The following is a 20,675-nucleotide window of genomic DNA, read 5'->3' as shown; positions in this document are numbered from 1 at the left end:
CCGCACGACCTGACGGGGAGGCGTGATGACCGAGGCGGCGCACGGCCGGGAGCACGACGGCGGGGAGCGGGAGGGCGCGGGCAGGTCCTCCGCCCCCCTCGGTGGGGATACGGCCGGTGAGCTGCCGGATCTGCTGGGCCTCGACCTGGCGGCCCTGCGGACCCTCGACCACCCGGTGCTCAGCGAGGTGGTGGCGGACCTGCGGGGCAGGGCCCAGCAGCCCAGGGAAATGCTCTGGGGGTTCAACAACGCGTTCTGAGAGGGCCGTTCCGGGGCAGTACCTTCTGCGCGAGGAGTTCGGGCGGGCCCCGCCCCGGGCCGTCCGACGACGCCGTACAGCCGTACAGCATGGGGGGTGCGGAGTGTCCCGACCGGGGATGCCGCGCACCCCTGAGCCCGTCCAGGGCGGGCGGCCCGTACCCTTCGCGCAGTTCATCGTGAAGGTCCACGGCCGCTGCAACCTCGCCTGCCGCTACTGCTACCTCTACGCCGGACCCGACCGCACCTGGCGCGCCCGCCCCGCCGCCGCGTCGCCCGAGGTCCTGGACCGCACGGCCGACCGGATCGCCGAGCACGCCCGTACCCACGGGCTGCGCGAGACCGCCCTCGTGCTGCACGGCGGGGAGCCGCTGCTCGTCGGTGCCGCGCGGCTCGGGGCCTTCGCCGACGCCGTACGCGACCGGGTGGGCCCCTCCCGTACGGTCCACGCCACCGTCCAGACCAACGGCACCCTGCTCACCGAGCGCGCGGTCGCCACCCTCGCCCGGCACTCCGTACGGATCGGCATCAGCCTCGACGGCGGGCTGCCCGCGCACAACACCCTGCGCACCGACCACACGGGGCGCCCGTCCTTCGCCGCCGCCGCGCGGGGGGCCAGGCTGCTCGCCGAACGCCGCCCGGAGTCGTACGCGGGCCTCCTCACCGTCGTCGACCCGCGCACCGACCCCGTCGAGCTGTACGAATCGCTGCTGGAGCTGCGCCCGCCCGCGCTCGATCTGCTGCTGCCGCACGGCAACTGGACCAGCCCGCCGCCCGGACTGCCCGGAGCCGGACCCGGACCCGGAGCCGGAGCGGGAGCGGGAGCCGGGGACGCGGACGCGCCGTCCGGGCGGCCCGGCCACGGGGATCCCGGCCGCGCGACCCCGTACGGCGACTGGCTGACCGCCGTCTTCGACCGCTGGTGGGGGGCCGGCCGGCGGGAGACCCGGGTGCGGCTCTTCGAGGAGTGCCTGGCGCTGCTGCTCGGGCTGCCGGGCGCCACCGAGTCCCTCGGGCTCGACCCGGTCAACGCGGTCGTCGTCGAGACGGACGGGGCGATCGAGCAGGTCGACTCCCTCAAGTCCGCCTACGACACGGCCGCCGCGACCGGGCTCGACATACGGAACCACTCCTTCGACGACGCCCTGCGCCACCCCGGGGTCGCCGCCCGGCAGGCCGGCGCCGCCGCCCTGGCCGCCGCGTGCCGGGCCTGCCCGCTGCTCACGGTCTGCGGCGGCGGCCACTACGCCCACCGCTACCGCGCGGGGCACGGCTTCACCCAGCGCTCCGTCTACTGCGCCGACCTGGAGCGGCTGATCCGCCATGTCGCCGCCCGGCTCACCGAGGCCACCGCGTCCTCCTCCGCCGCCGCGTCCGCCCACGCCGCCCCCCGGGCCCTCCGGTGAGCCCCGTTCCCGAGGGGGCCCTGCGCGAACTCGGCCGCACCGAAGGCGGCGCCGAGGCGCTGCGGCTGCTCGTGCGCGACCAGCACACACGCCGGCTCGTCCTGCTGCGGGCCCTGCTCGACGCGGCGGCCGACGCCCCGCCCGCGCGCCGCCCGCCCGCCGCGCTCGCCCGGCTGCGCGACGACTGGGCGCTGCTGGAGGCCGCCGAACGGGCCGACCGGGCCGCCGTACGGACCGTGCTGCTCTACCCGCTGGCCGGCCCCTGGGCGCAGCGCTGTCTGCACGGACTGACCACCGGGGGACCCGACGCCGACGGCAGCCCCGAACTCCGCGCCGATCTCGACCACTTCGGCGCCCTCGCCGCCGCCGCCGCGATCCGTGCCCGACTGCCCTTCACCGGCCGTTTCACCGGCCGCGGCGGTGTGCTCGTGCTGCCCACCCTGGGCGCCCTGCGCACCGGCCGGGACGATCCCGTGCCTGTCGATGTCACCCTGCGCGGCACGGAGTTGACCCTGCGCCAGGCGGACGCGGCGCCCGTCACGGTACGCCTGGATGCCGAGAGCGCCCACACCGCCGTGGACGCTCCCGGCGCCGCCCGGAGCGGGGACCCGCGCTGGCTGCCCGTCCTCGCGCTGCCCCCGGTACGGCCCGGGGCCGCCCCCGTGCCGCTGGACGACATCGACCCGTACCGCACCGCGGGCACCGGTGCGGCGCGGCACGGGCTCTCCGCCGTCACCCGCCTCGACGCGCGGCACCGTACGGCGTGGGCACACTCCTGGGCCGAGGTGGAGCCGCTGCTGCGGACCGGCGGCCCGCACCGCGCCGAGGAGACCGCCACCCTGCTGCACTGCCTCGTACCGCTCGCGCCCCCGCCCGGATCCACCCCCGGCGGGGGCGGCCCGGCGCAGTGCAGCGGCACCCGCCGCGAGGCGTTCGGCGCGGTCCTCACCAGCCGCCCCGCCACCGCCGCCTCCTTCGCCTCGACGCTCGTGCACGAGCTCCAGCACACCAAACTCGCCGCGCTCGCCGCCCTCACGCCGCTCCACCACGAGGACGCCGCGCCCCGGCACTTCGCGCCCTGGCGCTCCGACCCCCGCCCCTTCGACGGGCTGCTCCAGGGCGCGTACTCGCACATCGCCCTCGCCGACTACTGGCAGCGCCTCGCCCTCGCCGCGGAGCGCCTCGCCGTCCGCGACCAGGCGTGGGCCGAACACGCGCGCACCCGCGAACAGGTCGGCGCGGTGCTGCCCGTACTCGCCGGCTCCGGGGCGCTCACCGGGGAGGGCCGGGTCCTCGTCAACGAGATGATCGCGGTGTACCACCGGCTGGCCGACCACCCGCCGCCACCGGGACACCGCGCGCGGGCCGCCTCCTACGTCCGTACGGCACGGATGATCTGGCGCCAAAGGAACGCAACGTGAAGCGGCGCGCACAAGGATGGATCCGAGCCGGTCCGGGGTATGTTAAAAGGGCGTATGACGATGCAGGGAGACGGTCGAATGCCCGGAGCGCGTAAGTCAGTTGGAGCAACCGGGCCCCGGTCGGTCACGATCAGCTTCGCCGGGTACAACCGCCCCTGGGCGGCCTGGATCGGCGACCGTCTCGAACGGCGCGGACTCTCCGTCTCCTACCAGCGGTGGGACCCGCCGGACGACATGACACTGACGGAGTGCCTGCGCGACCTCCTGCTCGCCCCGGGCCCCGTCCTCGTGGTCGTCAGCCAGTGGTACTTCCAGCTCGGCCCGCGCGGCCACGACGAGTGGAACAGCGCCCTGCGCGAGGTCGTCGCCGCCGAGCGGGAGCGGTTCTTCGGCGTCTCCGTCACCAACGAGGCGGAGAAACTGCCCAGCGCCGCCGCCGTCTTCGCCGCCGTCGGCCTGGACACCGTCGGCGAGCAGGAGGCCGAGCGGCGGCTGCTGACCCAGCTCGGGCTCTCCACCGAGGCGCCGCGCGAGCGCGAGCCCGACGGCCCCCGGCGCGGCCCCCGTTACCCCGGCGAGTCGCCCGACATCTGGGACGGCGTGCCCCGCCGCAACACCCGCTTCACCGGCCGCGAGCCGCTGCTCGACGCCGCCCACCACGCGCTCCAACAGGCCGCCAGGGGCGCCGGGGTGGTCACCCTGCACGGCATGTCCGGCGTCGGCAAGACCCAGCTCGCCGCCGAGTACGCGCATCGCTTCGGCGCGGAGTACGACGTGGTGTGGTGGGTCTCCGCCGACAAGCGCGTCAGCTGCCGCCAGCGACTCGCCGCGCTCGCCCCGGCGCTCGGCCTGTCCACCGGTGTGGAGTACGGCGAGCGGCTGCGCGCCGCCCGGGACGCGCTGCGCCGCGGCGACCCGTACAGCCGCTGGCTGCTCATCCTGGACGGCGCCGACGAACCGGACCAGATCTGGGACCTCGTACCGAGCGGACCCGGCCATGTGCTGATCACCGCGCGCAACCCGGAATGGGGCGAGCACAACAGCTCCCTGCTGGAGGTCCGCGTCTATGACCGGGTCGAGTCGGTGGCGTTCGTCCGCCGCCGCGCCCCGCGCCTCACCTACGACGAGGCCGACCGGCTCGCGCACGCGCTGGAGGACCTGCCGCTGCTGCTCGACCAGACGGCCGGCTGGCTCAACGACTCCGACATGTCCGTCGACGCCTACATCGACCTGCTCAAGGACGGTGTCGACCAGGACGTCGTCCGGATCTCCAGCGACTTCCCGCTCGCCTTCCAGACCGGCTGGTCGATACTGCTCAACAAACTCCGCGAGACCGTCCCCGAATCGGTCGACCTGCTCCGCCTGTGCACCTTCTTCGCGCCGGGCGCCATCCCCGTACGGCTGGTGCGCGACCTGCCGCCGGAGACCCTTCCGGAGAAGCTGCGCGGGCTCGTCGACGACCCGGTGCGCTGGGCGCGCGCCATCAACAAGCTGCGGCAGTACGCGGTCGTCCGGGCCGCCGGGGTCGGCGAGCGCGAGGTCCACGACGCGGTCAACGAGACCTCGCCCGCGGGCGCGGCGGGCGACTCGCTCTACATGCACCGCATGGTCCACCAGATCGTCCACCTGGACATGCCCTCCCAGGACCACGCGGAGTTCATCGAGGTGGTCCGCCGCGCGCTCGTCGAGGCGGACCCCGGGCGGCCCACCGACACCCGCCTGTGGCCCCGGTACGCGGAGATCACCCCGCACCTCAAGTGGGCCGACGTGCTGAAGAGCACCGACCCCGCGATGCACACCCTGGTCCTCAACTGCCTGCGCTACATGTACCTTTCGGGCGAGTACCGGGCGGGCATCAACCTCGGCAGGCGCGCCCTGGACACCTGGCGGCGGCTCCTCGGCGAGACCCACCCGAGGATCTGGGACCTCAGCTACCACTACGCCAACCTGCTGCGCGCCGTCGGCGACTACGCCGGTACGGAGGCGATCGAGCGCGCCGCCGTGGAACACCTCCGCGAGGAGCGCGGCGAACAGGACCTGGAGCATCTGCGGGCGGCCGGCGGACTCGCCGCCGACCTGCGCGGTCTCGGCCGGTACGAGGAGGCGTACGAGATCTCCCGGGGCCTCCTCGCCTCGTTCCGCGAACTCCTCGGCGAGCAGGACTCCCGCACCCTCAACGCCCAGAACAACCTGGCCATCTCGCTGCGGCTGCTGGGCCGGTACGAGGACTCCCTGGACCTCAACCGGCGCACCCTGGACGCCCGCAGGCAACTGCTCAGGCCGCGCCACAGCTGGACCCTCTACTCCGAGATCAACTACGCGACGGACCTCAGGCTCCTCGGCCGCTACAGCGAGGCCGAGTCGATCCAGTCGCAGAGCACACGCGTCCACCGGACGGTCCTCGGCCGGGACAACCCGCAGACCCTGCGCGCCGAGTTCAACCTGGCCCTGTGCCTGTACCGGTCGGGTGAACGGGGCCGGGCCGGGGCGCTGTTCACCCAGGTCCTGGAGAGCTGCGAACGCGTCCTCGGCGAACGGGACCCGCTGACCATGATGTTCGCGGCCGGCCAGAGCTGCTTCGCCCGCGAGCACGGCGACATCGACCGGGCCAGGGACATAAGCGAGCGCGTCATCGACGGTTATGTGACGATGCTGGGCGAGGGCCACCCGTACGTCGCGGGCACCCGATCCAACCACGCGCTGATCCTGCGCAACGTCGGCGAACGCGACCAGGCCCTCGACGTCACCGAGAACGCGCTCACCGACATGTCGGGCGCCGTCGGCGAGACCCACCCCTGGACGCTGGGGTGCGCCATCAACACGGCGGCCCTGCGCAACATCACCGGCGACGCGGAGAACGCGGCGACGCTCACCGGCGAGACCGTCGTCCGGGCCACCGAAACCCTCGGCCGTACCCACCCGTTGACCCTCTCGGCCCGGATCGCGCACGCCGCGGACCTGCGCGGGCTGCGGGACGCGCAGCGCGCCGAGAAGGTCGAACAGGAGGCACTGGACGACCTGGTGGCCACCCTGGGCGCGCAGCACGTCCACACGGTCGCGGCCCGCTCCCGCAACCGCCCGTACTGGGACTTCGAGCCGCCGCTGACCTGACGCGCGGCCCCCGCCGCCGGGAACGGGAACGGCGGCGGGCAGGGACGGCCGACGGGGAGGTGGCGAGCGTCAACGGGTCCCGCGCGGGTGAGGGCCGCGGCGTACGCCCAGGGGAGATGTCTGTGGTTCTGGAGTGGGAGTGACCGGAGTTCCTGTCCTCGCGGCGGACGGCGCGACGGTCACGCTGGGCGACACCACGCTGCTCGCGCCCACGACGTTCTCGGTGCTGCCGGGCGAGTTCTGGTGTGTCACCGGCGGCAACGGCTCGGGGAAGACCACTCTGCTCCGTGCCTTCCTGGGCAGCCGGCGCCTGACGGCCGGTTCGTGTGCGGTGAGGGGCGAACCCGCCAACCTGGCAAAGCCTCTGCAGCGACGTCTGGTGGCTTCGCTGGTCGAACCGATTCCCGTCGCCCGTGACATGACGCTGCGCGAGCAGGTGACACTGGTCGCCGCCTCCTGGTACGGCAACGCCCCGAAAGCCACCGACCGCGCGGAACAGGTCATCGAGCGGTGGGGACTGTCCTCGCTGGGTGAACGGTTTCCCCATCAGGTTTCGTCCGGACAGCTGCAACTCTTCAGCCTCGCACTGACTTTCGTCCGTCCCGCCGATGCCGTCCTCCTCGACGAACCCGAGCGGCACCTCGACAGCCACCGGGTCGAACTGGTGGCCGCACTGCTCGCCGAGCGGGCGGAGGAGGGCACGGCGTTCCTGGTCGCCACCCACGAGACCGCTCTGGTGGAGGCGTGCCACGGCCGGGTGGAGCTGGGATGACGACGGACACCCTCGCGGTCCCCGACGCCGATGCCCGGATCCGCGTCCACGCCGTACGGCAGCGGTACGCCGGCCGCGGCGGCCGTGCCACGGTGCGTGGCCGCGCGTTCACCGTCTACCTCGTCGCTCTGTTCTCCGTCTTCTACCTGGTGCCGGTCGTCCACGCCGCGAGCACGTCGCCGGCGTTCATCTCCGTGGGGTCCCTCGCCGGGGCGACGCCCGTGGCCTGCACGCTCGCGGTGGCGGCCTGCTGGGGTGCCCAACTGGCCGGCCGGTTCCGGGGACCGCTGGTGATCCAGCCCTTCCTGCTGCACGTGTTCATGTCCACGGACCTGTCCCCGACCTGGTACCTCGGCACGATCGCCCGGCGCCGACTGGCCTACGCGGGCACGGCCACGCTGGGGACGGCGTGCACGGCGGCGTACCTGGCGACCGACCTGTTCGATCACCTCGACACCGCGCTGCCGGGGCTCGCCGTCGGGGTGGGGCTCACCGCCGTCGCGGCGGTGGGCTGGCTGTGGGGCCAGGTCCGAGCGGTGCCGGACAACCTCGTGCTCGCCTCCGCCGCAGGCGCCGGGGCACTTGTCGTGACAGCGATGAGCCGAATGGCTCCGGACGGCGGGGTCGGCCTGTGGCTCCTCGCCGGAGTGCTGGCGACTACGGCCGCGCCCCTCGGACGGGCTGCGTTCCGCTCGATCCGGACGGTCGACCTCGCCGGACTCGCACGCGAGTCGGCACGCGCCTCCCAGGCTCAGACGTATGCGTTGACGGGTACGCTTCACCACGCGCTCGACCTGTACCGGCCGGAGCCGCGCGGGCTCACCACGGCTCTGATCCGTTCGGACGGACGTCTTCGCGGGTATCTCGCTCAGGGGGCGATTCGAGCGCTTCGAACGCCCGGTCGCGCGATTGCCGCTGTTCTGCTCCTGCTGATCGGTGGTGCCGTGCTGACGCTCGGGGTGACCGGGTCGCCAGGCAGCCTGACGTTCTGGTTGTGGGTGGCTGGATCGGTCCTCGTGTATCTGGGTTCCGGGTGGGTGAGCGAGACGTGGCGCGGCCTGCGCGACGAGTTGGCCCTGGCTCCGCTGTTCGGTGAGTGGTGGGGTGGGATGCTTGCCCGCACGCTGGCCTGGCCTGTTGTCGCCGTAGTGGTCGGAGCATGCCTGGGAGGCGGCCTTGCGGTCACGATCCAGTGGCCACTTCTCGGCGGACGCCTGGTGAACACGGTGCTGCTCGTCTCAGGGTCGGTGGTGCTGGTGCTCGGTGCCAGGTTCCTGCGTGAGATGAAGCTGCATCTGCCGCTCGGACTGCTTCTCCCGGTCATCACGCCACTCGGTGACCTCTCCGGGCTCCTTCTCGTGGCCTGGCAGTTCGACGGAGTCGTCGCCGTGGTGATCGGCATCGCCATGATGAACGCGTTCCCGTCCGCGCTCGGAGCGACTGCGCTTGCGATCGGCATGGCCGCCTGCTGCGTCTGGATGGGGCTGCGCCGGACCGAATGGGCGCACCGGGGAGTGCTCTCCCGCCTCCGTCCACTCGCTGAAAGACCTGCGGGGTGACCTGGGACGCGGTCTGCTTGTCCACTCCATGGAGCGGTACGTTATTAGGTACCACTCCATGGAAGGGTCGGGTCGTGTCGATAACTGCGAGCGAAGCCCGCAAGGCTCTGTTCCCGCTGATCAAGAAGGTCAACGACGATCACGAGGCCATCGAGATCGTCTCCAAACACGGCAACGCCGTGCTCGTCTCGGCCGAGGATTACGCGGCGCTGCGTGAGGGTTCGTACCTGCTCCGCTCTCCAGCAAATGCGCGACGGTTGCTCAAGGCTTACGAGAACGCGCTGGCTCACATCAATGTGTCGGAGCGCGAGCTGATCGATCCGGATGCGCCGGACCTGGCTGCGGGTGCCGAGTGAGGCTTGTCTTCGAGGATCAGGGCTGGGAGGACTACATGTCCTGGCTCAAGAACGACCGCAAGATGCTTGCCCGGATCAACAAGCTCATCGAGGACGTCAAGCGGGATCCCTTCACGGGGATCGGCAAGCCTGAGCCGCTCAAGGATCACTTGCCCGGGGCGTGGTCGCGGCGCATCGACGACGAGCACCGGCTCGTGTACCTGGTCGCGGACAAGGTGATCGTGATCCTCGCGGCTCGCTACCACTACTCGTAAGGGCCCTGACCTGCGGAAACGCGGGGCATGGCACTCTACTGATCCCTGAAACAGCCTCACCACGGCGGAGGGCCCGGCCCCGCGGTCGGTTGCCGCGGGGCCGGGCCCTTGATCCGTACAGCATCTGTACAACAGGTGAGCGAGTGCTCAGGCGTCGAAGACCTCGTTGACGAGCTGGGCCTGCTCCGCCTGGTGGCGCTTGGCCGAGCCGACCGCCGGGGACGAGGAGTGCGGGCGCGAGATGCGCCGCAGTCGTTCGGCGCCCGGGATGTCGGCGCCGACCGCCAGGTCCAGGTGGTCGATCAGGTTGAGCGCGATGAACGGCCAGGCACCCTGGTTCGCCGGCTCCTCCTGCGCCCACAGGTACTTCTCGGCGTTCGGGAACTTGGCGATCTCGGCCTGGAGTTCCGCGCCCGGCAGCGGGTACAGCCGCTCCAGGCGAAGGATCGCGGTGTCCGTGACGCCGCGCTTCTTCCGCTCGGCGTCCAGGTCGTAGTAGACCTTGCCGGAGCAGAAGACGACCTTGCGGACCGCGTCCGGCTCGACACTGCTGTCGCCGATCACCGGGCGGAAGCCGCCGGTGGTGAACTCCTCCGCCGAGGACGCCGCCGCCTTCAGACGCAGCATCGACTTCGGGGTGAAGACGACGAGCGGCTTGTGGTGCGGGTTGTGGACCTGCCAGCGCAGCAGGTGGAAGTAGTTCGACGGCAGCGTCGGCATGGCGATCGTCATGTTGTTCTGCGCGCACATCTGGAGCAGGCGCTCGGGGCGGGCGGACGAGTGGTCCGGGCCCTGGCCCTCGTAGCCGTGCGGCAGCAGCAGCGTGACGCCGGAGGTCTGGCCCCACTTCTGCTCGGCGGACGAGATGAACTCGTCCACGATGGTCTGCGCGCCGTTGACGAAGTCACCGAACTGCGCCTCCCACATGACCAGCGCGTCCGGCCTGGCCAGGGAGTAGCCGTACTCGAAGCCCATCGCCGCGTACTCGCTGAGCAGCGAGTCGTAGACGTTGTAGCGGGCCTGCTCGGCGGTCAGGTACTGGAGCGGGGTGTAGTCCTCGCCGGTGCCCTGGTCGACCAGGACCGCGTGGCGCTGGCCGAACGTGCCGCGGCGGGTGTCCTGGCCCGAGAGGCGGACCGGCGTGCCCTCCATCAGCAGCGAGCCGATGGCCAGGGTCTCGCCCATGCCCCAGTCGATCGTGCCGTCCTCCACCGAGGCCGCGCGGCGCTGCATCTGCGGCATCAGGCGCGGGTGGACGGTGACGGTGTCCGGGATGTTGACCTGCGACTCGGCGATCCGCTTGACGACCTCCTGGGAGACCGCGGTCTCCACGGCCACCGGGAACTCCGCCTGCGCGTCCGGGACCTGGACGGGCCCGGCGTGCGAGGTGGCCTCGCGGACCTCCGCGAAGACCTTCTCCAGCTGGCCCTGGAAGTCCTGGAGCGCCTGCTCCGCCTCTTCCAGCGTGATGTCGCCGCGGCCGATCAGCGACTCGGTGTAGAGCTTGCGCACCGAGCGCTTCTTGTCGATCAGGCGGACCATCTGCGGGTTGGTGAACTGCGGGTTGTCGCCCTCGTTGTGGCCGCGGCGGCGGTAGCAGATCAGGTCGATGACGACGTCCTTGTTGAACGTCTGGCGGAACTCGAAGGCGAGCCGTCCGACGCGGACGACGGCCTCCGGGTCGTCACCGTTCACGTGGATGATCGGCGCCTCGATCATGCGGGCCACGTCCGTCGCGTACATCGACGAGCGCGAGGACTCCGGGGCGGCGGTGAAGCCGACCTGGTTGTTGATCACGACGTGGACCGTGCCGCCGGTGCGGTAGCCGCGCAGCTGCGACATGTTGAGCGTCTCGGCGACGACGCCCTGGCCCGCGAAGGCCGCGTCGCCGTGGAGCGCGAGCGGCAGGACCGTGAAGTCCGTACCGGCCTTGTTGATGATGTCCTGCTTGGCGCGGGCGATGCCCTCCAGGATCGGGTCGACCGCCTCCAGGTGCGAGGGGTTCGCGGCCAGCGAGACCTTGATCTGCTCGCCGTCCAGACCGGTGAAGGTGCCCTCGGCGCCCAGGTGGTACTTGACGTCGCCGGAGCCGTGCATCGACTTCGGGTCGAGGTTGCCCTCGAACTCCCGGAAGATCTGCGCGTACGACTTGCCGACGATGTTCGCGAGGACGTTGAGCCGGCCGCGGTGGGCCATGCCGATGACGACCTCGTCGAGGCGGGACTCGGCGGCCGAGTCGATGATCGCGTCGAGCAGCGGGATGACGGACTCGCCGCCCTCCAGCGAGAACCGCTTCTGACCGACGTACTTCGTCTGGAGGAACGTCTCGAACGCCTCGGCCGCGTTGAGCCGGCGCAGGATCCGCAGCTGCTCCTCGCGCTCCGGCTTGGAGTGCGCGCCGCGCTCGATCCGGTCCTGGAGCCACTTGCGCTGCTTCGGGTCCTGGATGTGCATGAACTCGATGCCGGTGGTGCGGCAGTACGAGTCGCGCAGCACGCCGAGGATGTCGCGGAGCTTCATCATCGACTTGCCCGCGAAACCGCCGACGGCGAACTCGCGCTCCAGGTCCCACAGCGTCAGCCCGTGCTCGGTGATGTCGAGGTCGGGGTGCTTGCGCTGGAGGTAGTCCAACGGGTCCGTGTCGGCCATGACATGGCCGCGGACGCGGTAGGAGTGGATCAGCTCGAAGACCCGGGCGGGCTTCGTGACGTCCTCGTCGTGCGAGGCGTCGATGTCCTTGAGCCAGCGGACCGGCTCGTACGGGATGCGCAGCGCCTGGAAGATCTCGTCGTAGAAGTCGTTCTCGCCGAGGAGGAGCTGGCTGACGATCCGCAGGAACTCGCCGGAGGCGGCGCCCTGGATGACGCGGTGGTCGTACGTCGAGGTCAGGGTCATGACCTTGGAGATGCCCAGCTTGTTCAGGGTGTCCTGCGACGTGCCCTGGAACTCGGCCGGGTAGTCCATCGAACCGACGCCCATGATGACCGACTGACCGGGCATCAGACGCGGCACGGAGTGCACCGTGCCGAGGCCGCCCGGGTTGGTCAGCGAGACGGTGACGCCGGTGAAGTCGTCCATCGTCAGCTTGTTGTTGCGGGCGCGGCGGACGATGTCCTCGTACGCCTGCCAGAACTCGAAGAAGTTGAGCGTCTCGGCCTTCTTGATGCCGGCGACGACGAGCTGGCGGTCCCCGTTGGGCTTCACCAGGTCGATGGCGAGACCGAAGTTGACGTGCTCGGGCTTGACCAGCGTCGGCTTGCCGTCGCGCTCCGCGAAGGAGTAGTTCATCGACGGCATGGCCTTGATGGCCTGCACCATCGCGTACCCGATGAGGTGCGTGAAGGAGATCTTGCCGCCGCGCGCGCGCTTCAGGTGGTTGTTGATGACGATGCGGTTGTCGAAGAGCAGCTTCACCGGGACGGCGCGCACGGAGGTGGCCGTGGGCAGCTCCAGCGAGGCGTTCATGTTCTTCGCGACGGCGGCCGACGGGCCGCGCAGCGTCACGTACTCGGGGCCCGCGGGCGCCTCGGTGGCCGGAGCCGCCTTGGCCGGGGCCGGCTGCGCGGGCGCCGCGGCGGGCTTCGCGGGCGCCGGGGCGGGGGCTGCCTTCGCCGGTGCGGCGGCCGGTGCGGCGGGGGCCTGGGCCGGAGCGGCGGCCGGGGCCTGCGCCGCGGGCTTCGCCGGCGCGGCGGGCGCGACCGGGGCGGCGGGCGCTGCCTTCGCGGCCGGTGCTGCCTGCGCGGGCGCCGGCGCGGTGGCCGCGGAGCCCGGGGCCGCGGTCCCCGCGGCCTCCTCGGACCTGCCCGCCGTGCCGGGCGTGCCCGGCTTGTAGTCGGCGAAGAAGTCCCACCAGGCACGGTCGACCGAATTCGGATCCTGGAGGTACTGCTGGTAGATCTCGTCGACAAGCCACTCATTGGCTCCGAAGGCGGCGGCAGGGTTGGTGCCCTGGCCCGCTTCGTCGGTCGAGATGCTCGCGTTACTGGGGGACTGAGACGACACGGCGTGAACCGCCCTCTTCCGCTTCACAAGGTGATGGACAGCGGGAATCAAGGCTACGCCTACCTGGCCGTAACGTGCAGGCCAGGCGTGCCATCGTCGTGCACGTCACATCCGACGACGGGTTTCGGCGTATGAAATGGCGGGAAACTAGCCAGGTTCCGCAATGCCAGGGGCATGTGACCGAACACATCACTTATCGGCCACACCCCAGCCACCGCCGGTCCACGGCCCTGAAGCCCGCGCGTCCCCGACTCCGTACCCGGAGATCATGCGCTTTCTCTTCGAACTCTACGTCAAACGTGTGCCCGGGGTACGCCCGGGAGAGTGACTCGGATCAGACAGCCACGTGCTGATTCGGCCACTCCTATCCGCCCGCCGTGCAGATCGACCGCCCAGCGGGCGATCGCCAGGCCGAGCCCCGTGCCGCCGTCGCTGCCTGGGCCGTGCGGGGAGGGGACCGTGCCCCGGTTGAAGCGCTCGAAGACCTTGTGGCGCTCCGGCTCGGGGATGCCGGGTCCCTCGTCCTGGACCTCCAGGTCCAGCGATTCGGGCGTCTCGCCGCGCCGCGCGCGCACCGTGACCCGGCCGTGCGGCGGGCTGTGCTTGACCGCGTTGTCGATGAGGTTGGCGACGACCTGGTGCAGCCGCTCCGCGTCCGCGTGCGCGGTCAGCTCCGGGGGCGAGACGTCGAGATGCAGATGGACATCGCTACGGGTGTTGTTCCCGGAGGCGGACCCGGCGACGGAGCCGCGCTGCGAGGACGCCAGATTGGACTCCTTGAGCACGCCCGAGAGGTACGGCCACACCTCGAAGCGCCGCGCGCGCAGCGGTACGACCCCGTTGTCGAGCCGGGAGAGGTCGAGCAGTGTCTCCGTCAGCCGCCCCAGCCGCTCGGTCTGCCGCAGCGCCGTCAGCATCGTCTCCGGATCGGCGGCGGACACCCCGTCCACCACGTTCTCCAGTACGGCGCGCAGGGCCGCGATGGGCGTGCGCAGCTCGTGCGAGACGTTGGCGATCAGCTCCTTGCGGTGCCGGTCCTCGGCCTCCAGGTCATCGGCCATCCGGTTGATCGTGGAGGCGAGATCGCCCAGCTCGTCCCGGCGGTCGGCACGGACCCGGCGCGTGTAGTCGCCGTGCGAGATGCCCTTGGCGACGGTGTTCATCTCGTCCAGCGGCGCGGTCAGCCCGTGCGCCACGAACTGGGTGATCAGCAGCGTCGCGATCATCGAGAAGACGGTGATGAAGCGCAGCTCGGTCTCCGTGCGCGACGCCACGATCAGCAGACCGGTGGTGATCAGGACGGAGACGACGACCAGGGTGACCAGCTTGGACTTGATCGAGAAGAGCGGCCAGGACCCGTCGGTCGCCCCGAACCTCCGCAGCGCCGTCAGGCGCGTCCGGCCGGGACCCCGACCCGGACCCCGGCCCGGACGCGGGCGCGGACCGGGACGCGGACCCTGGCGCGCGCCGGCCGGAGAGCGCCGGCGACCGTCGCGTCCGGCACCGTGATGGCCGTCGCCGCCGTCACTCCCGCTGCCGTCATTCCCGCTGCCGTCATTCCCACTGTCGCCGATCCGGTCCACCGCGTCCCCCGGCAGGGTCATGGTGCCGGGGTCTCCAGGGCGTAGCCCACGCCGTGGACGGTTCGGATCCGCTCGGCGCCGATCTTCCGGCGCAGCGCCTTGATGTGGCTGTCGACCGTACGGGTGCCCGAGGCGTCCGCCCAGTCCCACACCTCGGCGAGCAACTGCTCCCGGGAGAGCACCGCGCGCGGGGTGTTCGCCAGGCAGACCAGCAGGTCGAACTCGGTGGGCGTCAGGTGCACGTCATCACCACGCACCCGTACCCGGCGCTGCGCGTGGTCGATCTCCAGCTCGCCCAGGCGCAGGATGCCGCTGCGCGGCGTCACCGCGGCGAGCGCCGCCCGCTCCACCCGGCGCAGCAGCACGTGCACCCGCGCCGCCAGCTCCCGCATGGAGAACGGCTTGGTCATGTAGTCGTCCGCGCCGACGCCGAGCCCGACCAGCATGTCGGTCTCGTCGTCCCGCGCCGTCAGCATCAGCACCGGCACCGGGCGCTGCGCCTGTACGCGGCGGCAGACCTCCAGGCCGTCGAAGCCGGGCAGCATGATGTCGAGGACCATCAGGTCCGGCTGCCACGCCTCGGCCGCGTCCACCGCCGCGGGCCCGTCCACCGCCGTCTGCACGAGGAAGCCCTCGGCCCGCAGCCGGGCGGCGATGGCGTCGACGATCGTCGCGTCGTCCTCGACGACGAGGACCCGCCGCTGGGCGCCGGGCGTCGCCGCGACTCCGTTGTGGCTGGTGTGTGTCTGCTCCATCGCCCCGCCCCTGGTACGCGTTCCGCGATCCTTGATCCGCGATCTGTGCATGAAGTATGCACATCCGTGTGTGGGGAGCAGCGTAGAGGCAGCGGGAGGGTTCCGGCTACGCAGTGCGAACAGCGAGATGGACCACGTCGGGTACGCCTCGGGCAACTTGGATCTCTTCCTCCCTTACCCCGGTGAATCCGGCATTCCGCAACGCTTCACCGAATCTCGGAGAGGGGTTCGCCGACCATACGGCGAGGACGCCGCCCGGCTTCAACCGCCTGTGGCACGCGGCGAGTCCGGCCGGCGAATAGAGGTTCTCGTTGTCCTCCGTGACGGTCCACTCGGGGCCGTTGTCGATGTCCAGACAAAGCGCGTCGTAACGCTCCGTGGTCGCTTGTACGTACTTCACAAGATCGGTGTGATGGATCACAACGCGCGGATCGGCGAGCGCTCCGCCCGAAATGCGCGTAAGGGGGCCGTCCCGGTGCCAGTCGATGACGGCCTGCTCGCGCTCGACGACGGCGATGGCTCCCCAGCGCGGATCGGCGGCGGCGTGCGCGAGGGAGAACCCGACGCCGAGACCGCCGATGAGCACGGAGGGCCGCCGCTCGCTTCCGGTTCCGGAGTCTTCCGGGCCGGGCGAGGCGTAAGCGCTATGAGCGGCGAAAGCGCTGTAAGCGGCATCGACGAGCAGTCGCTCCGAACGGCCGTCCGACGTGTCCATCAGGAAGCAGCCGTTGGAGATGATCTCCAGCTCCTCGCCCCGCCGCCGCAGGACGACCTCCCCGTAGGGGCTCTCGCGTCGGTCGAGCGTGACGGGACCGGAATCCGGGTCGGGTACGGACATGCTGAGCGTCTCCCTCGGCCGGCGGATGGTACTCACATCCTGGTCGCGAGGGGTGGGCCAGGACAATCCGGTTTACGGCGGCGGGGCGGGGCGGTCAGGCGCGCCGCCGTCAGTGATCCTCCCGGCGGGCCCCGCGCCACACGTACACCCCGGCGCCGCATCCGTACGCCACCACCGCCGCCGCCCACGCCCAGGCCTGCGGCCCCGGCTGGAGCGGCCAGGCCCACAGCGCGGCGGCGCCGCCCGGCGCTCGGGGCGCCGCGAGGTAGACCGCGCTCGTGTACGCCGTCATCGGCAGCCAGCTCAGCCGCGCCCCCAGCAGCGCGGCGGCGCCCGCAGTGACCCCGACGGCGCCGAGCAGGTTCCGTACGGCCGCGGGTCCCCCGAACGCCTCCGGGTGGCCGGGGACGCCGAGGGCGAGCAGTGCCGCGGCGAGCGCCGTGAGGCCGAGCAGCACGGCCAGCCGCCGGGGCCACCAGGGGCGTACGGCCGTGCGGTCCAACTCGTCGCTGTACGTGTACATGCCGGTTCCGATGGCCGCCGAGGCGAGCAGCGGCGCGAGCACCACCACCGGGACTCGGGCCGAATGGTCGAATCCGGGCTGCGCCTGGAGCCACCATGCGGCCCACGCGGCGGCGAGCGCGACACCGGCGAGCGCGCCGAGGGTGGCGGGCATGGCGCGCGACCGGGCGTACAGCGTGAGCGGCGTTCGGGTCTTTTGCGCGGGGGGATTCATGGAACGGGCACCTCGGATCATGGGACGGGCACCTGGTCGGCCCGGCAGAGATCGGCGGCCATATAGAGCGTGAGGTAGGCGCGGCTCTCCGCCCGGTCCATGGCGCTCAGCCGCCGCAGATGGACCTCGCTTCCGGGCAGCGGGATGTTGGTGTCCGGGTGCGGCGCGAGCCACTGCCGGACGGCGTCGTTGACCGCGGCGGCCCGCCGGGCGGCCGGAGTGTCGAAGTCGGTGCCCGAGCAGTCCTGCGAGAAGAGATAACCGACGGCCCAGTTGGCGTAGTAGGCCGGATCGGGGATCTCGCCGCGCTCGGAGAGCCTGAAGGGACTGGGAAGTTGCCATTCCCCGGGGCCGGGCGCGCGGGGGCCGTCGATCCAGCGGACCGGCGCGCCGGGGACGCCGCGCAGCTTGGCGTTGAGGTCGGCGAGCGCGGCCGACACCGACGGCAGCAGCTTCCGGTCGACGGCGGTGACGCACACCCTCGGGGTGCCGTCGTCGCAGACCAGCCGGGCCGCCGCCGGGTCGGGGCGCCACAGCCCGTCGCCGGTCTGCGTCAGCACCACGGCTGCGGCGCAGGCGGCCGTGAGCGGCAGCAGCGCGCTGGTACGGCGCCGGGCGGCGTACGCGAGCAGCGCCGCCCCGGCGAGCCCGGCGGTCCACACCATCGAGGCGGGCCCGAACCACCACACCGGCCGGTCCCAGAAGTACCAGTGCTGGTAGGCCGGGCCGAGCCAGCGGGCCGGGGAGTCCGCGTACGCGGGTATGCCGAGCCCGATATAGGTGACGGCGGCGAGCAGTGGCGCTGCCAGTCGCCAGCGGATCAGCCGGCCGGCCACGAAACCGAGCACCCCGAGCGCCGCCATGGCCACGGCGTCGGCGGCGGTCTGCGACAGGAACGGCCGGCCGCCACCGGTGTACGGCCAGGTCGCCAGGGCACACCCCGCCGCGGCGAGGAGATACCCGGCGGGCGGCCACACCGCGGCGGGCGCCACGGCGAGCAGCGTCCGGCGCAGCGGGGCGCGGGGGAGCGAGGCGAGCAGGTCCCCGGTGGCCCGCCGCCGCTCCCGCCCGCCCTGCCAGCAGCCGACGGCGACGGCGAGCGGCCCGCAGATCAGCAGCATGACGCGTAGCAGGCCGGTGGTCTCCGTCCAGCGGCCCATCCACTGGGGCGACTTGCCGTACATCGTCACCCAGCAGACGACCACCACGGCACCCGCGGACCAGGGCCCGACGCCGCGCCGCAACTCGGTCCCCAGGACGCCACGGGTCCGGCGGTGCGGGGGCGGGATGGTGGGCGGTACGAGGGCGCCGGGATCGCCGGTCTTGGCGGAATCGGCGGCGGCCACGGCGGTTATCGTGGCCGTGGCGGCGGAGGTGGTCACAGGTCGGGTGGGGCGGGTTCGCGGCGTTCTGATACCGGGCGTCCGGATCCCAGGCGCCTCGATCTCCGGCGTTCCGGTGCCGGGTGCCGGGATCCTCGACGCCCCGATCTCCGGCCTTCCGATGTCGGGCGTTCCGATACCCGATGCCCCGTGCGCCGCCCCGGAGCCGTGGGAATCCGGGACGTCGGGGACGTCGGGGGCGCCGGGGATATCGGGGATGTCGGAGATGCCAGAGATGTCAGGGGCGTCGGAGGCGCTCACTCGGCGCCCTCGGATCCGGCGGTGGCGGTGGCCGGGGTGGCGGCTGTGGTCCCCGCTCGGCCCCGCGCGGCGCCGGTGCGGTGGGACCGTAGCGCCGCCGTGTAGCCGCGTTCGATCGGATGGTCGCCGGCCCCGGCCCGGGCCCCGATACTGACCCCGCCCCCCGCCCCGCAAGCTTCTCGCCGGTCCTCCCCGGTGTTCTCGCCCAGCGCCGTCAGATCCGCTGTCGTCCCCCGGAACGCCACCCGGCCCGCCTCCAGCAGCGTCACCTCCGAGCAGGCCGCCGCGACGTCCTCCACGAGATGCGTCGAGACGATCACCGTGGCCGTGGTGCCGACCTCCCGGAGCAGTGCGCGGAATTCGACCCGCTGCTCCGGATCGAGACCGGCCGTCGGCTCGTCTAGCAGCAGCAGTTCCGGCTCGTTGACGAGCGCCTGCGCGATGCCCACCCGCCGCACCATGCCCCCCGACAGCGTCTTCACCTTCGCGTCGATCCGGTCCGCGAGCCCCACCCGCTCCACCGCGCGCTCCACCGCCGCCGGTACGCCGGCCGCGTCCATCTCCTTGAGCCATGCCACGTACGCGACGAACTCGCGCACCGTGAAACCCGGGTAATAGCCGAACTGCTGCGGCAGATAGCCGAGCCGCCGCCGCACCTCCGCGCGGCCACGGTGCTCCGCGACATCGCGGCCCAGCAGCTCCACCCGCCCGCCGGCCGGCGCGGCAACCGTCGCCAGCACCCGGATCAGGGAGGTTTTGCCCGCGCCGTTCGGGCCGAGCAGCCCGTGCACACCCTTGCCGAAGCCCAGATGCACAGCGTCCAGCGCGACCTTCTTGCGGTGCCTGACCGTCAACCCGTGTACCGCCACCGACGCGGTCATACCGCGGCCCTCGTTTCTTTCGTTGTTCTTCTCGTTGTTCTTCGTTTCCGCGTTGTGCGGGTCCATCGGACGATTCACCAGTGCCCCGGGGCCGGCCGGTCGAAGGAGTGCCGCCGCGCCACCAGCACGGCCGCGCACACCGCCACCCCCGCGCCCCAGAGGCCCTGCGCCGCCGTCCCGGACAGCAACCGGGCCAGCTGCGCGGAGAGTTCGACCAGTTCGTCCGGGGCCGCCCCGGCGCGCGCCGTTCTCAGCAGCGGTACGGAGAGGGCCAGCGCCCACGCCGCGCCGACCGCGCAGGCCGCCGGCCGGTGCCCGATGTACGAGCCGAGCGCCAGCGCGGCCAGCGTCAGCGCCAGCCCCGGCAGCAGCCAGGCCGCCGCGGCGGGCGTGCCCGGTGCGGCGGTCGGCAGCAGCACCCCGACCAGTGTCAGCGGCGGCAGGCTCACCGCGAGGACGACGGCGGTCCTGGTCAGCAGCAGCCGCAGCCCGCCGCCCGGGGTGGCCGCGCCGATCTCGTGCATCGGATCCGCGTACCGCCCGTACGACACGGCGACCCCGGCGGGCGGCAGCACCGGGGCCAGTGCCAGCAGCAGCGGGCGGGCGCCCGTGAAGCCGGTGGCGTACGCCAGCCCGACCGCCCCCGCCGCGACCAGCACCAGCGCGACCAGCCAGGATCCGCGCAGCGCGGGACCCGCCGCCCACAGCACCCGCGCGCCGAACCCGACAGCCGGAGCCCGCCCGAACCCGGGTGCCCGCCCGAACCCACGATCCCGCCCGAACCCACGGCCACGCCCGTACCCGGGACCGGAGTGCGGAGCCTCGTCGGTGCGCGGGGGCGGCGGGGTGACCGCGGCGAGCAGGGAGCCCCGTACGTCGGCGAGTACGGTGCCCGCGGCGGTCCCCCGTACCGCCGCGGACACCCGGACGGCGCACGCGCCGCACGCTTCGATGTGCTTCTCCAACGACCAGGCGTCCGGCTCCGGGGCGGTGCCCGCCGCGTACCGGGCCGCCAGTGCCTCCGCCACGTGCCACGCCCCGGCCGCCCGGCCCGCTCCGGCGCTCCCGCTGTCCCCCGTGCCGTTCCCCATGCCATCCCT

Annotated in this window: 16 protein-coding genes; 8 read left to right on the top strand and 8 right to left on the bottom strand. The window is 72.4% G+C overall.

Annotation, left to right across the window (positions count from 1 at the left end; all coding sequences use genetic code 11):
- The first annotated feature begins 25 nt into the window (after positions 1-25).
- From fxsA to ACFXKG_RS29685, 8 genes are all read left to right on the top strand, one after another.
- Entirely contained in the window at positions 26-259 is a 234-nt protein-coding gene (gene fxsA, locus ACFXKG_RS29720; protein ID WP_384845608.1) for an FxSxx-COOH cyclophane-containing RiPP peptide, read from the top strand.
- Positions 260-377: 118 nt separating this feature from the next.
- The gene (locus tag ACFXKG_RS29715) at positions 378-1,664 is read left to right on the top strand and encodes a radical SAM protein (RefSeq protein ID WP_384845606.1); all 1,287 of its coding nucleotides are present in this window, start codon (positions 378-380) and stop codon (positions 1,662-1,664) included.
- Positions 1,661-3,085: an aKG-HExxH-type peptide beta-hydroxylase gene (locus tag ACFXKG_RS29710; protein ID WP_384845604.1), complete on the top strand. Its 1,425-nt coding sequence runs from the start codon at positions 1,661-1,663 to the stop codon at positions 3,083-3,085. Before ACFXKG_RS29715 ends, ACFXKG_RS29710 begins: the two co-directional genes overlap by 4 nt.
- Positions 3,086-3,163: 78 nt before the next feature.
- Positions 3,164-6,196 carry an FxSxx-COOH system tetratricopeptide repeat protein gene (gene fxsT, locus ACFXKG_RS29705; protein ID WP_384845602.1) on the top strand — a complete coding sequence of 1,011 codons (3,033 nt, stop codon included), beginning with the start codon at positions 3,164-3,166 and terminating at the stop codon, positions 6,194-6,196.
- A gap of 139 nt (positions 6,197-6,335) precedes the next feature.
- Complete coding sequence (locus ACFXKG_RS29700; protein ID WP_384845600.1) at positions 6,336-6,968, top strand: ATP-binding cassette domain-containing protein; 633 nt, start codon at positions 6,336-6,338, stop codon at positions 6,966-6,968.
- On the top strand, positions 6,965-8,527 hold the full coding sequence (locus tag ACFXKG_RS29695; protein ID WP_384845598.1) for a hypothetical protein: 1,563 nt from the start codon (positions 6,965-6,967) through the stop codon (positions 8,525-8,527). Before ACFXKG_RS29700 ends, ACFXKG_RS29695 begins: the two co-directional genes overlap by 4 nt.
- Positions 8,528-8,601: 74 nt before the next feature.
- Positions 8,602-8,883, top strand: coding sequence for a type II toxin-antitoxin system Phd/YefM family antitoxin (locus ACFXKG_RS29690; RefSeq protein WP_384845596.1), 282 nt, complete (start codon positions 8,602-8,604; stop codon positions 8,881-8,883).
- Entirely contained in the window at positions 8,880-9,137 is a 258-nt protein-coding gene (locus ACFXKG_RS29685) for a Txe/YoeB family addiction module toxin (RefSeq protein WP_384845594.1), read from the top strand. The genes ACFXKG_RS29690 and ACFXKG_RS29685 overlap by 4 nt, the downstream gene beginning before the upstream one ends.
- 147 nt (positions 9,138-9,284) lie before the next feature.
- On the opposite strand, the gene ACFXKG_RS29680 is transcribed toward ACFXKG_RS29685, so the two are convergent.
- From ACFXKG_RS29680 to ACFXKG_RS29645, 8 genes are all read right to left on the bottom strand, one after another.
- On the bottom strand, positions 9,285-13,139 hold the full coding sequence (locus tag ACFXKG_RS29680) for a multifunctional oxoglutarate decarboxylase/oxoglutarate dehydrogenase thiamine pyrophosphate-binding subunit/dihydrolipoyllysine-residue succinyltransferase subunit (RefSeq protein ID WP_384845592.1): 3,855 nt from the start codon (positions 13,137-13,139) through the stop codon (positions 9,285-9,287).
- A 293-nt stretch (positions 13,140-13,432) separates the two neighbouring features.
- A complete protein-coding gene (locus ACFXKG_RS29675; RefSeq protein ID WP_384845590.1) occupies positions 13,433-14,743 on the bottom strand; it encodes an ATP-binding protein in 1,311 nt (436 codons plus the stop codon).
- Positions 14,740-15,477, bottom strand: coding sequence for a response regulator transcription factor (locus tag ACFXKG_RS29670; protein ID WP_329829404.1), 738 nt, complete (start codon positions 15,475-15,477; stop codon positions 14,740-14,742). The genes ACFXKG_RS29675 and ACFXKG_RS29670 overlap by 4 nt, the downstream gene beginning before the upstream one ends.
- Before the next feature lie 106 nt (positions 15,478-15,583).
- Complete coding sequence (locus ACFXKG_RS29665; protein WP_384845588.1) at positions 15,584-16,315, bottom strand: spermidine synthase; 732 nt, start codon at positions 16,313-16,315, stop codon at positions 15,584-15,586.
- A 109-nt stretch (positions 16,316-16,424) separates the two neighbouring features.
- Positions 16,425-17,051, bottom strand: a complete 627-nt coding sequence (locus ACFXKG_RS29660) for a hypothetical protein (RefSeq protein ID WP_384845586.1) — start codon at positions 17,049-17,051, stop codon at positions 16,425-16,427.
- A 17-nt stretch (positions 17,052-17,068) separates the two neighbouring features.
- Positions 17,069-18,397 carry a hypothetical protein gene (locus tag ACFXKG_RS29655; protein WP_384845584.1) on the bottom strand — a complete coding sequence of 443 codons (1,329 nt, stop codon included), beginning with the start codon at positions 18,395-18,397 and terminating at the stop codon, positions 17,069-17,071.
- Between the two features lie 293 nt (positions 18,398-18,690).
- Positions 18,691-19,575 (bottom strand): ABC transporter ATP-binding protein, encoded by an 885-nt coding sequence (locus ACFXKG_RS29650; RefSeq protein WP_384845702.1) that lies wholly within the window; start codon positions 19,573-19,575, stop codon positions 18,691-18,693.
- Between the two features lie 74 nt (positions 19,576-19,649).
- Positions 19,650-20,666, bottom strand: a complete 1,017-nt coding sequence (locus ACFXKG_RS29645; RefSeq protein ID WP_384845700.1) for a zf-HC2 domain-containing protein — start codon at positions 20,664-20,666, stop codon at positions 19,650-19,652.
- Positions 20,667-20,675 lie beyond the last annotated feature (9 nt).

Source organism: Streptomyces sp. NPDC059255 (assembly GCF_042752355.1).
Taxonomy (GTDB): Bacteria; Actinomycetota; Actinomycetes; order Streptomycetales; family Streptomycetaceae; genus Streptomyces.
The sequence above is the reverse complement of the archived record's forward strand: the minus strand, read 5'-3'. Positions and strand labels throughout refer to the sequence as shown.